11 protein-coding genes are annotated in these 14,539 nt (G+C 48.6%); 5 read left to right on the top strand and 6 right to left on the bottom strand.

The window, feature by feature from the left end; all coding sequences use genetic code 11:
* Window positions 1-28: 28 nt before the first annotated feature.
* Window positions 29-631, bottom strand: a complete 603-nt coding sequence (locus ACHA8N_RS01930; protein WP_393964559.1) for a hypothetical protein — start codon at window positions 629-631, stop codon at window positions 29-31.
* Window positions 632-754: 123 nt separating this feature from the next.
* Here ACHA8N_RS01930 and ACHA8N_RS01925 point away from each other — a divergent pair, with 123 nt between their 5' ends.
* From ACHA8N_RS01925 to ACHA8N_RS01915, 3 genes are all read left to right on the top strand, one after another.
* The gene (locus tag ACHA8N_RS01925) at window positions 755-1,807 is read left to right on the top strand and encodes a YcjF family protein (RefSeq protein ID WP_393964558.1); all 1,053 of its coding nucleotides are present in this window, start codon (window positions 755-757) and stop codon (window positions 1,805-1,807) included.
* A 54-nt stretch (window positions 1,808-1,861) separates the two neighbouring features.
* The gene (locus ACHA8N_RS01920; protein ID WP_393964557.1) at window positions 1,862-2,497 is read left to right on the top strand and encodes a peroxiredoxin-like family protein; all 636 of its coding nucleotides are present in this window, start codon (window positions 1,862-1,864) and stop codon (window positions 2,495-2,497) included.
* Window positions 2,498-2,667: 170 nt separating this feature from the next.
* Entirely contained in the window at window positions 2,668-3,627 is a 960-nt protein-coding gene (locus tag ACHA8N_RS01915; RefSeq protein ID WP_393964556.1) for a type I phosphomannose isomerase catalytic subunit, read from the top strand.
* Between the two features lie 33 nt (window positions 3,628-3,660).
* Here ACHA8N_RS01915 and ACHA8N_RS01910 read toward each other — a convergent pair whose 3' ends face one another.
* The gene (locus ACHA8N_RS01910; protein ID WP_393964555.1) at window positions 3,661-4,992 is read right to left on the bottom strand and encodes a sugar phosphate nucleotidyltransferase; all 1,332 of its coding nucleotides are present in this window, start codon (window positions 4,990-4,992) and stop codon (window positions 3,661-3,663) included.
* A 35-nt stretch (window positions 4,993-5,027) separates the two neighbouring features.
* Between ACHA8N_RS01910 and ACHA8N_RS01905 the strand changes: the two genes are divergently transcribed.
* Window positions 5,028-5,639, top strand: a complete 612-nt coding sequence (locus tag ACHA8N_RS01905; protein ID WP_393964554.1) for a response regulator — start codon at window positions 5,028-5,030, stop codon at window positions 5,637-5,639.
* On the opposite strand, the gene ACHA8N_RS01900 is transcribed toward ACHA8N_RS01905, so the two are convergent.
* The 3 genes from ACHA8N_RS01900 to ACHA8N_RS01890 are packed head-to-tail and all read right to left on the bottom strand — an operon-like array spanning window position 5,623 to window position 8,809.
* Window positions 5,623-6,489: a glycosyltransferase family 2 protein gene (locus ACHA8N_RS01900; RefSeq protein ID WP_393964553.1), complete on the bottom strand. Its 867-nt coding sequence runs from the start codon at window positions 6,487-6,489 to the stop codon at window positions 5,623-5,625. The two genes, ACHA8N_RS01905 and ACHA8N_RS01900, sit on opposite strands and share 17 nt — an antisense overlap.
* The gene (locus ACHA8N_RS01895) at window positions 6,486-7,625 is read right to left on the bottom strand and encodes a glycosyltransferase family 4 protein (protein WP_393964552.1); all 1,140 of its coding nucleotides are present in this window, start codon (window positions 7,623-7,625) and stop codon (window positions 6,486-6,488) included. The genes ACHA8N_RS01900 and ACHA8N_RS01895 overlap by 4 nt, the downstream gene beginning before the upstream one ends.
* Window positions 7,622-8,809: a lipopolysaccharide biosynthesis protein gene (locus ACHA8N_RS01890; RefSeq protein ID WP_393964551.1), complete on the bottom strand. Its 1,188-nt coding sequence runs from the start codon at window positions 8,807-8,809 to the stop codon at window positions 7,622-7,624. Before ACHA8N_RS01890 ends, ACHA8N_RS01895 begins: the two co-directional genes overlap by 4 nt.
* A 50-nt stretch (window positions 8,810-8,859) precedes the next feature.
* On the opposite strand from ACHA8N_RS01890, the gene ACHA8N_RS01885 reads away from it, so the two are divergent.
* Complete coding sequence (locus ACHA8N_RS01885) at window positions 8,860-10,014, top strand: glycosyltransferase (protein WP_393964550.1); 1,155 nt, start codon at window positions 8,860-8,862, stop codon at window positions 10,012-10,014.
* A gap of 47 nt (window positions 10,015-10,061) precedes the next feature.
* Here ACHA8N_RS01885 and ACHA8N_RS01880 read toward each other — a convergent pair whose 3' ends face one another.
* Window positions 10,062-14,522, bottom strand: coding sequence for an MFS transporter (locus tag ACHA8N_RS01880; protein WP_393964549.1), 4,461 nt, complete (start codon window positions 14,520-14,522; stop codon window positions 10,062-10,064).
* Window positions 14,523-14,539 lie beyond the last annotated feature (17 nt).

Raw genomic sequence — 14,539 nt, 5'->3', positions numbered from 1 at the left:
TTCCCTTTTTGAAAAAATACATGCACCCTCACTTTCGATTGGATAACACGATCCCGAAAATCCGTTCACCCTTTTTGAGCGGGACGTCAGCCGGACGGGTGACGTCGTTTAAATTAAAGCCACGAATCCCGTTGTTTTTCGTCATATGATAAACCATCAGCAGGTTATACGGGGTGGCGGCAGAAGCGCTGGAGCGGAAATCGGCTCCCCGGATCATGTAATCATCAAGATTTGTAAACGTGTCGTCACCCTGAACTGTCGTACCATTGGCATCGATGCCGAGATGAATTTTATCGTCTGAAAATGACTGGCTGAACCGGACTTGTGTATCATATTTTTTAGGTTTGAGTTCGAGCGTAAAAAGGGTGTGTTCTTTTTTATTCGGAAGATATTCGACCGCTTTGAGCCAGTGTGTCTTCGTCAATTTTCCTTTTAACTGGACGCTACCGATCTGTTGATTGCCAAGCGCCGCAAATGTTTCTTCGCCTTCGGTGATGGAGACGGGAGAAATCGTCAGACTCGATGTGTAGTCAGCCGCGGCTGCTTTTTTTGGAACGGTTTCTTGTACCTGTTCTTGATTACATCCGGTCAAGACAAGGGCAGCAAGTGGTATGTAAAGCCATTTCTTCATGAAGAACGCCTCATTTCATCTTTTTTGGTAACATTATCCATAATTAATCGTATCGCTTTTGGGGGATGATTTCAATGGAGAACGGGAAAAGACCGACAGCAGGTATTTTCAGGAGGGATAAAGATGGATGATTTTTTTGGAGAAGGTCTTGAGACCAATGAGCAGAAACGAAAACGAAAACTCGAAGAAGTGTTTGACCAATCGTTTGAGTCGGAACGCCGCGACTTTAACCAGTCACTCGAACAGGAAGTGACCGTCGCCTTGATTGGGGACGTCAATGCGGGCAAATCCTCGACGTTGAATACGATTCTTGGTCGGGAAGTTGCGACTGTCGGTGCAAAACCGGGGGAAACGACACGGATTGATCAAATTCGTCAACATCCGGAAGATAAAGTCGTCTTCGTTGATACACCGGGATTGAACGATGCGAACAGTTTAAACTCGGATACGACGTGGAAGTTTTACCAGAGCGCGGACGTCATCCTCTACTTCTTAAACGCCGCCGGAACCGTCTTATCGGAAACGGAAACAAAAAATTTCAAGAAGATTTATGCCCACAATAAAAACATCGTCATCGTTGTCACGAAAATCGATGCGACGAATGACCTCACGACGATTCTGTCGCATATCGAGTCGAAGTTACCGGGACCCAAAGTCGTGCCGGTCTCAGCAATGGACGGGACGAACATTGATCGTCTGCGACGTGAGGTGCTCGACATCTTAAAAAAGTTCAACAAGGATAATCTGTTTGTTCGCGAGATCGATCCGGCGTTACGGGGGAAAATCGCGAACAATTGGATCGTCGGAGCAGGGACGGCGGCAGGAGCGATTGGAGCCGTCCCGTTTCCGGGAGCCGACATCATTCCGTTGACATCGATTCAAATCGGGCTGATGCTGAAACTGTCGAACTTGTATGAGCGGAATCTTTCGAAGGAAAGTGCAAAGGAGCTACTGGTCGTGACGATTGTCGGCAACTCCGGCAAAACGGCGTTCCGGCAACTGGCGAAGATGGTCCCGGGATACGGGGCCGTCATCGGAGCCGGCGTCGCCTCGACGGCGACACTTGCGCTCGGATACGGGACGAAATATGCTTACGAAAACAAATTGGAACTGACGCCGGAAAGCTTGATGGGCTTCATCAAACAGTTCCGCAAGAAATCAGACGGAGCAAAGTAACGGACGGATTTTTCCTTTCCTGCTATGCTAGGACGAAAACAGGGAGGGGAAGTCATGTCAACACTACTAGAAGAAATCCAAGCGTATCAAGAACAATTTCGTCAAAAGGCGCCGCAGGAAAAACAGCGGTTGATGGCACAAGCGACAAACGAGTTAGCCGCATCAGACGGCGCCAAAGAATTGACCGTCGGAGACGAGGCACCCCACTTCACGTTGCCGAATGCATCCGGTCAGTCCGTGTCGTTAAAGAAACTGCTGCAAGACGGTCCCGTCATCGTGACGTTTTATCGCGGCGGCTGGTGCCCGTATTGTAATCTGGAGCTTCGGGCCTACCAACGGGAATTAGAAAAAATTGAAGCAAAAGGAGCGACGCTTGTGGCGATCAGTCCGGAAACACCGGATCATTCGCTTTCGACACAAGAAAAAAACGACCTGGCATTTCAGGTGTTGAGTGATGTCGATAACGTCGTCGCCCGTCAGTTCGACCTGGTGTTCGACATGCCTGACTATTTAATCGACGTGTACAAGGCATCCGGTCTTGACGTTGCCGGACATAACGGCAACGAGGACTGGCAGTTGCCGAAACCGGCGACGTTCATTATTCAGCCGTCCTGTAAAGTTTCATTTGCTGACGTCCCGGCTGATTATACAAAACGGACAGATCCGCTCACGATTATCAAAGCGTTGTAAAAATCGAATGAATCGAGAACGAAATCCCGTCTTTCATGGAGGCGGGATTTTTTTCTGTGGTGTACCATTCTTTTGTTGATAAATGTATATAAATGGGTATAGAAAGGTAACGAATTGAAGAAATGGAGGTGGGCGTTGCTCCTTTTTCAATCAAGGAGTTCGCAGTGTCTATGTATAAAATCGAGCCAGTATTCAAAGAACGGATTTGGGGTGGTCGTCGTCTTGAAGAGTTGTTTCATTTCGATTTACCGGCAGGATCAATCGGAGAATGCTGGACGGTTTCGGCACATCCGAGCGGACGAACTCCTTTAGCGGACGGTCCGTATCAAGGACAGACGCTAGATCAATTGTGGCAGACCCACCGGACAAGTTTATTTGGTCCATACGCACTGGAGGCTTTTCCTTTACACGTCAAACTGCTCGATTCCTCCTCGTATTTGTCCGTCCAAGTTCATCCAAATGATGACGATGCGAAACGGTTGGAAGGCGAACCGTACGGAAAAAATGAATGTTGGTATATCCTCGAGGCGGAGGAAGGAGCGGAAGTCATTGTTGGTCACCATTTGTCTTGTCGCGAAGAACTCGTGACGTGTGCGGAACGAAAGGAGTGGGATGCCTGCCTTCGTCATCAATCTGTCCGGAAAGGGGACTTCATCTACATTCCGAGTGGAACGATTCATGCTCTTGGACCAGGAATCGTGTTGCTCGAAATTCAACAAATGAGTGACCGGACGTATCGACTGTATGATTATGACCGTCTCGACGCCGACGGAAACCGCCGTGAACTGCACCTTGAAAAAGCAATCGCCGTTACGACGATTCCGGATGAACCGTTGACGATCCGACCAATTCGAGAGACAACGGCTTCCGGGACGAAAACGACATTGTTGGAAGTCCCTTTCTTCACGGTTGTCCATCATGATATCAAGGGGGCGGAGTACTGCTTATCCGACAGTCCGACGTTTCGACTGCTGACTGTCGTATCAGGTCAAGGTGAAGTACGTGCAGCTGATGGTACCGAACAACGCCTGTTACAAAAAGGGGATCAGTATTTCATTCCCTGTTCGGCAGGGGAATACCTGATCTCCGGACAACTGGCGTGCGTGACCAGTGAGGTGTTTCCAAGTTAAAGGCACGTATCGCCTTTGCGATACGTGCCGTCGTTAATTCGAACCGAGTGAAATCGGAAGCGGGTAGTTGTCTTCCTCCGTCCAGTCGATGGAATATTTGATTTCGATCATAATCAAGTCACTCAATGTTTTTAATGTATGCGGTACCTCGCGTGGGATGTGGACGACGGAAGTGGGACCAAGCAATTGATGTTTCCCGTCAATGGTCGCTTCGGCTTGTCCTTGAAGAATGCTCCACGTCGAGTCTGTCTGAGCATGGTAATGATGGCTGATCTGATGGTTGGCTTGGATATGCAGCCGACGTGTCACGGCATACCGCCCGTCGTCCAATTGTTGTTGATGAAGAATCGTCGCATACCCCCAGCGTTTCCATTCAAATTGCGGGGGAAGTTCTTGATCGACAAGGTAATCTTTAAGATGGGGCGTTTCCTCTTTTGACGAAACGAGGACACCGTCGGGACTGACTGAAACGATTAAGTCGGTCAAGCCGATTCCGAGGACAGGCACTTGTAATTCATTGACGATATGCGTATTCGTGGAATGGATCAACCGTGCATTGCCATGAACAGAGCTCGGCATTTCTTCCGTCAAGGTATTCCACGTCCCGAGATCTTTCCAGTATCCTTCATACCGATGAACAAACAGGTGGGTTGTTTTCTCGACGACGGCATAATCAAAAGATGTTTTCTCAAGCGAATCATACGCCGTTCGTAATGCCTGATACGTAACAGGCACCTGTTGCTCGTTCAGGCGTTCCGTCAAGAAGTCGAGCCGGCAGGCGAAGACTCCGCAATTCCACAACGCCCCTTGATCAATCAACTCGACTGCAGTCTCCAAGGAGGGTTTTTCACGAAATTGTTGAACCGGAGACATCGTGCTTGTCGATTCGGGAATGATGTAGCCGTATTTAGAAGTTGGATGAAGCGGTTCGACTCCCATTAAATGAAGCGCGTCAGGGTGAGCCTGGACGGCTTCATCGAGCGCAGAAAACCGTTGGAAAAAAGAAGCGTCGACGTAAGGATCAACCGGCATGACGATGATCGTTTCCGTTGGATCAATCCGTTCTGCCAGGTAACTCGTTGCCAGCATGATGGCCGGGAACGTATCCCGCCGAGACGGTTCATGGATGACGGACACCTTGGTGCCGAGTTGATGTTCAATCGCATCGAGTTGGGCTTCCGTCGTCGTGATGACGGTCCGGTCCGCTAAACCGCTCGCTTCTAACTGTTGAAACACCCGTTCCATCATTGATTGTTTGTGTCCATCGGCATCTTCAAGAATGCGCAGGAACTGTTTGGAATTCAAATCGTTCGACAGCGGCCAAAGTCGTTTTCCGGATCCACCTGATAATAAGAGAATATACATCATCCAACACCCTTTCTGAACTGGAGGTTTTAAAGATGGCACTATACTTATTAGTTGATGCGCACGAGCCGACAAGAAAGATTTTGCAACGGAAGTTACTGGAACGAAATCAGGAAGTACTGGAAGCTGAATCGGCAGAAGAAGCATTATCCATACTTGAAGAGCAAGATGTGGATGTCATCGTGACCGAATTGCGCTTACCACAACTAGACGGGGTCGAACTATTGAAAAAGATTACGTTGCTGTATCCATTGATGAAACAGATTGTTCTGACCGACTACATGCAAGTGCATACGTTACTCGCTGCCGTCAATTCCGGAAATATCAGTCGTCTAATGACAAAGCCGCTGAAAATTAATGAAACGATTCTTCGAATCATGGAGAAAATCGGAGAGGAAGTTGTTGAGACGAAACACCGGAAAAACAACATCGGTGTCATGTTTAACGCAATTTTGACCAATGCCAATCGTCCATATTGCCTGTTCTTTGAAGACGGGACGATTGTCGGACGCCGTGCGCTGGAAATTCCGAATCAAGAAGCGCTGGATGATGAAATGAACGGCTTGCACCGTTTTGAGTTTCCGACGCAATTCGGAACCTATATCTTGTACCAATCAATGAATGGAACGGTCATGAAACACGTTTGAAGACAAGCGACTCAACTCCGATAAAGCTGAGGCGGATGTACATGTAGATTACACCGGCAGCGAGAAGCGGATGGCGCACGTATTTTTTGAGATTCGTTTTGTGATACAAAACCGGTCGGAAAAAGTACCAGCGTTGCAACGCCTTTGCCAGTCCGCCATCTTCGTTTTGAAGTGTCGTCGGCATGACGTCAAAGTAATAGCGTTTCTTTTGGAGCAGGTCGGTCAGTTCGACCTGTTTTTCATTGTGCCGGACGAAGGTGAAGGTCGCCCGCCGGATTTGCCCTCCTTGCTCCAGATAACGGATGGTGGGTTGGGTTTCTTCAAAACTGATTTGCGTCGGATCAATTTCACCTGAAGTTACATAGGCGTCGAGCCGCCAAAAACGAGCGGCTTCAATCGAATTCGCATCGAGCTGATCGGTCGGAATATTAAACAGGTTCCGTTCGAACACTTTGACCTGACTGAAAAAATTCGAATGATCGCTGTATGCCTGTTCCGGGATGACAAGTGCTCCAATATACGGATGGGCTTCGAGGTACAACAGACAACTCTTCAGCAGGTCATCCGACAGCACCATATCCGAATCGATGATATACAGATACTCGACGTCGAGTGCTTTGAGACGATCGATGGCCGTTTTTCGTGCAATCCCGCGTTCCCCATGCGGCAACGCGATGACCTCAAAGCGTTCATCGTGTTGTGTTAACCGTCTGATCGTCTCGACCGTTTGATCAGTCGATCCATCGTCGGCAATGATACAACGAAAAGGTGAAGCTTGGGCTTGGAGAGAACGAATCGTTTCTTCGATAATGGCTTCATTTTGATACGTCGACATCGCGATTCCAATCATACATACTCCTCCTTCACATCAGGTAGTGGAAGTTCGTTCTGGAGCCAGTTTCGAAAATGTTGACCGGTGTTATCCCAGTGCAGTGTCTGGGCGAAGCGATAGGCAGCATAACGAATCGTGTCGTATTGTTCCGTGTCTTGAATGCAAGAACGCATTTCGGAAGCGAGCGCACCGGGCGACTGGGCGAGGGTCATATAACCCGCCATCCCGTACTGGACGGCATCTCGTAAACCGGGGGCGTCATAGACGATCGTCGGTGTGCCGACAGCGGCCGCTTCACTGACCGTCAATCCCCAGCCTTCCCGTTTGGAAGGGAAGAGAAGGGCGGTCGCCCGACTCATCCGTTCAAGCTTTTCCTCTGCGCTGACAAAACCGAAGTACGTAATGTCTCCCCGAATTTCTTCCGGGACAAGCGGGTCCAGCTGCTGTTGGATATAGCGCTCATCTTTTTTGCCGATGACCCAAAACTTCGCTGTCGGAAATTCTTGTTTTAAGATGACGAAGGCCTGAATGGCATCGTCGATTCCTTTATAAGCAGACATCCGTCCGACGTATAAAAAGGTCGGGACCGGCTCTTTCGGCTGCCAGGCATCCTCCTTCCAAGGGATGAAATCAAGTCCTTCGGGCAGAATCGTGATCTGTTGTTTGGAAAAGCCGATGGAGCGTAAGTCATCCGCCGTCGACTGACTGACCGTCAAGGCGCGTCCGTGACGGTACAGCTGAAGCCGGGGCGTCTCGGTCTGTTCGCCGAGCCAGGCGTACGGACGCTTGACGTTGATCTGCCAGATTTCACGCGTGAACTGATGAATGAACAGGGCACGCTTAGCACGTGGAACATACAACGGCGTGAAGAACTGATGGGTGTTGACCTGATCGACGACGAGATCGATCGATGAAGCGTGTTTGTAATAGTAAGAAGCCGCGTAGGGGATGACAGTTGCGAGTGTACCGTGTCGGACATACGTGACGCCGTCCAAAAACTCGACGTCATGTCCCCCTTCAAAGGCGGGGGAAATGTGCGTGATCGTATAGTCATCCGCGACACGGCGAATCATTTCGTGTGTAAAGACCTCGGCACCACCGGCCTTCGGGTGTTTGATGTCACGCCACGATAAAAATAAGAGATGGGGTTTCATAAATGCTCCTCCTTTTTCGCAATTAATCGCTGTTTTGGCAAAATGAATCTCAGGACAAAGGCACTTCCTAACAAGACGACCGCTTGCCCGGTCAACCAAATTTCAATCGTTTGGCGGACGAACATAAGTGAGAGGACCAATAAGACGAGAATCCCCCAAAACCATTTCAGATAGCTTGTCCGGTGTAGCGAAAATTGGACAAGTGCCTCGTACTGGATCAGCGTGATGCCGGCGTAGACGAGCACCATGTATTTGACATATTGTCCGGCTAAGTCATAACCGGATCCGAATAATAAGGGAATGAGATACGGGACAACCGTGACGTAAAAGAGGACGGCACAGGCAAGACCACTTAATAGAAACAGGTACAACTTACGTTCCCAGATGTGAAAGGACTGTTGGTGATTAAGGCTGCTGAGGCGCGGTAAAAGAAGTTGTGATAAGGAAAGGGCGACAAACAACAACAACTGACCGAACCGCAAGGCGACGGAATAGTCGCCGGCAAATGTCGGGAAAAACCGTGTCACGAGCAGGCTGTCGAGTGTAAAGAAGAGGGTCATGACGACTTGGGTATGGATCATATGCGTCAGACCATGCCACCGGGTTGGACCGGTACTCTCTGGGAACGGTGTCTGAAACAGGCTGACAAGATAAGCCATTAGCATCCCAATCAAAATAAAAGCTAAGGCAAGCGTCACGTTCGTGTACTGAAGCAAGAGCCAGGTAGCGATTACTTTCGTTAACGATTCGACATAATACGAAAGGTTTAGTGCGTAAAAACGTTCTTGCGCTTGAATGACACCACGCCTGAAAGATAATAAGATATGGAAGAAGACTGTAAGCACAACAAGAAGAAGGTTTATTCTGGTAAAAGGTAGAAGGATAGGTAAGACATACAGTAAGATAAGTAAAATGACTCCGACGACAGCCAGCAACCGGTTTCGTAAAACACGATAATGATTCGTTGAATGTTGACTGAGATCGCGTGTGACCGTCCACTGCAAGGCGCTTCCGATGATAAGGAGCAGACCAAGTAAAGCGAGATAACCGTTTAAAAATCCATAGTCGACACTCGATAATTGACGGGCTAACAACAAATGATAGGCATAGTTGACGATGTTCAATAAAATATCGAGAACCGGAAAAATCAAAATCACCGCATGACGGTTCAGAAAACTACTCATCAGAAACCTCCCATCAGTCAGTTTAAGTGATACGGAAAGGATGAATCAGTATGAATCAAGGTCATATCGCTATTTTCACGGATCATGGACGACAAATTTCCTACGAAACTTTAATTCCTTATTATCCAGTACTTTTTTACACACAGTCGGGTCAATATCCTGCCTCCTTCGAACAAATTGCCATTACGGAAGTTCAGAGTGCGGAAGAAGAACATGAAATCAAGTTGTATATCGTCGACTATCAAATGCATGAAGACGAGTTGAAAATCGTGAATCAAATCCGTCAGGTCCGTTCCAGGGCAAAGATATTACTGATTCAAGATGTCGTCCCGAAAAAAGGTGATTTCCCGTATGAAGCTGTAAAAGGTGATGGTGTATTAAGGTCATTTCCTTATCGGTCTAGCTACCCGAATGAATTGTTCGCTGAAATCCAGCGAATCATCCATCCTGAATATCCCATTTTAAAAGACACTATAGCCTTTATATTACCAATATTTAACGAAGAGAAACGTTTTATGCATGTAAAACAATTTTTAGAAGCTTTAGCAGAGCTGATCAGTGAAGATTATATTCATGCTTCCATCAACTTCTTTGATGATGCCTCTTCCGATCGGTCAAAGGCATTGTTGCAGGATTATCGCTCCATTGTCATGGACGCGACGGATACGTTATTTACAGTCGGCTATCTCGAAGTCCATCAAGTAGAGCAAAATACACGGAAAGCCGGATTGTTCATTGAGGGAATGAAAAACATCTCCAGTGATTATTACGTGTTCGTCGATGCCGATAATTCGTTTAAGACGGAAGATATCGCCCGTCTACTGACGATTGCCCAACATGATTATTATGACATCGTCGTCGGAACAAAAGATTTGACGATTGAAGACCGCGGTCTTGTCCGGCGCTTACTCAGTTTTGCCAAACGAAATCTGACACGGACCTTTCTGCCAAAAGGGGTGACGGATTCGCAAACCGGTCTAAAAATCATCAATCGTCGTGTCGTTCCGCGGATTTTGCCGTACCTAAACGTTGAGAGTGGACTGGCAATTGATCTGGAGTTGATGTATGCTGCCAAAAAAGAACGGTTGCGTGTGTTCCAACAGCCCGTGACCTGTATCGAACGGGAAGGATCACACGTCAACTTGGTTAAAGACTCGATTGCTTTTTTAAAGACGATGCTTGCCTTGTATCGGCGGCATCGTTAAATACCCTGTACCGACTCGATGTGTAACGGGTCGGTACAGGGTATTCGTCATGTCTTGGATTTTTTAGGCCGACGAATCGTTGAGAATAGTTTCTCGCGGAACCGTTGACGAACCGCCACGAAACGGTGACCCGTCATCCACCAGATCAGCAAACCGCTCATGGGAAACGCGAGCAGCAGGACGGTCAGTCCGACGTAATAGATGGGACGTAAGACGACAGTGACATCGGCGGTTGATTGAGTCGAGCGGTACAGTTGGCTGACGCCGTTCAGCGCGATGTTTCCACGCATCGGTTCGACGCCGTCCCGTAACTCAAAGAGAGGTGTCGGCGAATCGTTGACTGTAAAACGACCAAGAGGCGCATCACTTGTGATGTGTCGATTCATCAATGACGGAGTGATGCCGAGTTTCTCGGCCGGTGTTTTAGAAAACAGTGGTTTTCCGGTCTGTTCCGCCATCACGAACTGATCGACAAGAATCAGTTGATCGTAAGGGAGAAACTCCAGATTTTTAAGCTGTAAGCTGCCTGCCTTTTTTTCATTACCGCGTGTCCAGATGTGGAGCTGCATCCGTACTGCTTTTTTCGGCGGGATGATCATCTGTTCGTAATGATTCCAGCGGCTCTTTTTGTCTTCCTCGACTTCATTGATGAAATCAGTCCCGATGACACGGTCTTTTTCATCCAGATAAAAAACTTTTAAGTGGCGTTGCCGGACATTTTTACTGACCGCATCAAACTGTAGCAAGTATTCATGATTCGGGCGTGCCTTGATTTTTTGGGAGGCGAAGATATACCAGTCACACGAACAAGTTGCTTCATATTCCATTCGATACGTACCGTCTTTTTCGTTCCCGCTAAACATATCGTCCGTGATTGAGACACACGTCGCACAATTGGCTGCTGCTTCCGGTTCCGTAAGCGGCTTGTCGGTGACGATTTCATTCGGATCAAATTGATGCAGATCATCCATCGTAACGAGTGACGGAACGGCACTCGCATAAACCAGTTCAATCTCATAACGCCCCCCCGTCAACGGAATGTCTTCCAGCGTAATCTGATGAAGTGCCGAGTAGACATCCGGCAAAGATTCGAGTTGATACGGAAAATCCCGGTGCAACGGATCGAAGGTCACCGTTTCTTGACCAATCGCTTGCTTTCGGATGTCTGTCGTCTTGAAATCCTGCGCTGTCAAGACACGCCGGTAGATCGTCTCTTTTCCATCCCGCAGTAAGACGGTTAACCGGCCTTTTGGATTCGTCGGTCGTGTCGCCTTCAGTTGAATGTCGTAAGTGCCGTCTTCACGTACATCAATCGTTCGACGCAACGCACCGTTTTGAGCAGCCACACCTTTTCCGAAACTGAATCCGGGATAGTTGCGTTCGGATTGAAGATGTCCCTCGTAATCAAAGGCGGTTTCTGCTTCGAGCACCATCAACGTTTTGGTGATGGCGAGCTTCTTGTCCAGTTGTTCCTGAACTTTCGTCCATTCCGCTTTCGGAATCAAGACGATATTTTGAACGGCATTAAAGCCGGACGTATTCGTAATGCGGAGTGTCGAACTGGTGTTTTTTGCGACAAGGTTTCCAAGAGGCACCCAAACGAGTTTTGCGCCTGCCGCTTGCTTCGTCTTGACCGAGAATGTTTGGTCGTTGAATTCAAAGTCAAGCTGGCCGCCGTTTTGGTTCAATAAGACACGTGCGTAACCGGCATAACGACCGCGGGTAGTCTCTTTTGTCATTTCAATCGTGTTCGGTACCATGTAGTCCTCGAAACTGAAAATCTTGATGTCGTGGACCCACCAATACGTTTTTCGCTCCGGACGCTGAAAACTCAACAAATCAATCCGCATCGTCTTGGCGTCTTTCGGGGTGACGTATTCGCCTTGCAGATGAATCGCGTCGACGTCCCCTGAATCGCTTGGGGCGACAACATACGTCTGATTCAGCTCACGCTCCTGTGCATCATAAAACCGGACTTTGACGTGCAACCGGTCGACGCCACGACCGGACGCCGTGATGTCAAACCGGTACGCATTGTTCGGTAAGGCGTCCAACTTGCCGGATTTCGCGACTTGCCAAATGTATTTCGGATCTCCTTCTGCGACTTCTGCGCGCAGGACAGGCAGATTGTTTTCTTTTGACAAGGGATTCGGCGACAAGTCGACGATGTCCGGATTATCCGCTTTGAAAAACGTCTCGTCCTCAAGCATCGAGTTGAACGACGCGACTTGTTTTGTCTTCAACTGATCAAGTTTATAGACTGGGGCATCGATCTTGGCCGAGGCGAAAGACAAACCGATTCCATCCCCGAAGTCGAGATCAAACGCCGGATTTGCAATCCCCTGTGTCCGTAAATACCAACGCCAATCACTGTTTGCCAAAAAGGTTTTGCCCCAGTTCAGGAACGAGTTGGCGGAGTCGATCGCCTCAAACGGTTTCCAGTAGTACTGTTCCGGAACCTGGCTCAGCAACACATCGTTTTCTTCCGCCATTTCGATGATGTCATCTTGTTTCAACCAGGATAAGCCGTCCTGATGAGCTTGCGTCGCATATAAAATCGACTGGGGACCGAGGGCGTAGTCGTCCAATGTGGAGAAGGTAACCGACCGTTCAAGTCCGTACGGTGTCAAAATCAGTTGCGGAACGGTCCGAGTGTCGAGTGGTTCGATTAAATCGAATAACGTAAACAGACCCACTTGTTTCGTCGCGAGTAGATCACGTTGGGTTGCGAGAATTTTTTTGTTGAAGGCTTGCCGCTCCTTCATGCCCGTATATTCCGTCCGGTATGCAAACTGTTGCAGACCAAACGCCTGTGCAATTTGCCCGGCTTGATCGGAGCGACCCGTATCGAGCAAATATTGCATGAACGTCATCATGTAGCGGACCGTCTGGGTGGTACCTTCGTGGTGAAAGACGGTGTTTGCCTGCGAACCGTAGACGTGGACGTCGCCGGTTGCTTTGGTTTCGCCGTCCGGATGCGGATTTTTATTCCAGGTCGGTGTCGCGACCCCCGTACTCGGTTGTGTCATTTCATCCGCAATCGGAAACTGAAGCCATTTTCCGTCAATCAGTTCTTGAACGGCGGTATATTCTTTCGGCATTTTCACCGGATGATAAAAACCTTCCATGTAGACGGCGCGGTACGGCCAGAAAAACAACCCGAGAGCGATGACCGTCGTCCCGATGGCAAGCAGGCGGTAAACGGGAAGCGGCAACGTTTTGGAAGGGCGGTTGAACACGGTCGCGAGGCTGGAAGCGAGCAACAAACTATAGCTCACCATCAGCAATCCGACTAACTTGTTAGGGTCACGAAACATGGCGCCGATCAGCGGCGTCTTCGTGACGAACAAGACAAAGAGGTCGGCGATCTGCTCATGAGTCCCTGTCGCAAACACAATCAACGGGATGCTGAGTCCGGTGAAGAATAACAGGATCGGCTGACGATAGGAGACGAACGCACCAAGCGAAATCAATAACAGAATAACGCCGCCGCCTAACCAGAAACTGAGTGGTAACGTCGTCAAATCGAACATCGGCCACCAGTAGCTCGTTAAATAAAACACATTCGTCCACGAAGAATGACGGCTGAACAACATCAATGTATCAGAGACATTGATGTTGTGTTGCGAAGCTTGTGATCCGGTCAAGATGGAACCGACATACATGAAAAACCAGTATGAATTAAACAACAGGAACACAAGAGAAAAGGCAATCGTGGAGCGAACATAAAAACCGATCAACGGTTGAATAATCTGCTCCTTCCGACGTGTCCAGAAGGTCTTCGCAAAAATCAGGACGACCATGATTCCCATGTAGATTAAAGAGAAGAAAAAGTAATGGATGCCGGCCGCCATGAAAGCAAAGACGACGGACAGTCCGGTAATGTCGATCCATGTCCGGCGTGATAGCCGGTCGGGTAAGGAAAAGTTCGGATTCAGCTGTTCGCGGAATTTGGGATCAAATATATTAAAAAACAACAACAAGGCGAGTGGAAAGACGGAGTAGCCACATAAGAGATAGATGTGCTGGATCCGCGTGATGACCCATGGATTCAAGGCATAAAATAAAGCGGCGAGACCAAAGGCGACGAGTGATAAAAAAGAAAAGTGAGGTGAGACGTAGACCGAATGCAACCGTTTTGTCAAAGCGAACATCGAAACAGCGGACACGATCAACAAGCCAAAAATAAATGACTTGATCAGAATCGGACCGGACGCACCAAACAGCAGACTGAGCAGATAAAAAGGAAAGATGTAAATCAGACGGGCGACATTCAACAAGGTCGTCGTACTCCAGCGGTTGTTCCAGGCGCCAAAAATTTCCTCGAGATACCGATTGGACGAGAGACCAAATGACATATCACTGAAGACGACCATTCCCGGTTTCAGCAGGGGGGCGCCGTACAGAACAATCAAAACGAGAACGCCGGTTAACACGAGAGCATCTTTGCGGTAGGTTCGACCAAATCTGCGGGCAGCATCGAGTAGTGATTGTAGTGAGGTCTGCATCAAAGAACTCCTCTCTC

The organism is Exiguobacterium sp. S22-S28, assembly GCF_043359615.1.
GTDB lineage: Bacteria > Bacillota > Bacilli > Exiguobacteriales > Exiguobacteriaceae > Exiguobacterium_A.
The sequence above is the reverse complement of the archived record's forward strand: the minus strand, read 5'-3'. Positions and strand labels throughout refer to the sequence as shown.

Coding starts and splice junctions, on each gene's coding strand:
- ACHA8N_RS01930 (WP_393964559.1), bottom strand. CDS start 631: ATGAAGAAATGGCTTTACATACCACTTGCTGCCCTTGTCTTGACCGGA.
- ACHA8N_RS01925 (WP_393964558.1), top strand. CDS start 755: ATGGATGATTTTTTTGGAGAAGGTCTTGAGACCAATGAGCAGAAACGA.
- ACHA8N_RS01920 (WP_393964557.1), top strand. CDS start 1,862: ATGTCAACACTACTAGAAGAAATCCAAGCGTATCAAGAACAATTTCGT.
- ACHA8N_RS01915 (WP_393964556.1), top strand. CDS start 2,668: ATGTATAAAATCGAGCCAGTATTCAAAGAACGGATTTGGGGTGGTCGT.
- ACHA8N_RS01910 (WP_393964555.1), bottom strand. CDS start 4,992: ATGTATATTCTCTTATTATCAGGTGGATCCGGAAAACGACTTTGGCCG.
- ACHA8N_RS01905 (WP_393964554.1), top strand. CDS start 5,028: ATGGCACTATACTTATTAGTTGATGCGCACGAGCCGACAAGAAAGATT.
- ACHA8N_RS01900 (WP_393964553.1), bottom strand. CDS start 6,489: ATGATTGGAATCGCGATGTCGACGTATCAAAATGAAGCCATTATCGAA.
- ACHA8N_RS01895 (WP_393964552.1), bottom strand. CDS start 7,625: ATGAAACCCCATCTCTTATTTTTATCGTGGCGTGACATCAAACACCCG.
- ACHA8N_RS01890 (WP_393964551.1), bottom strand. CDS start 8,809: ATGAGTAGTTTTCTGAACCGTCATGCGGTGATTTTGATTTTTCCGGTT.
- ACHA8N_RS01885 (WP_393964550.1), top strand. CDS start 8,860: ATGAATCAAGGTCATATCGCTATTTTCACGGATCATGGACGACAAATT.
- ACHA8N_RS01880 (WP_393964549.1), bottom strand. CDS start 14,522: ATGCAGACCTCACTACAATCACTACTCGATGCTGCCCGCAGATTTGGT.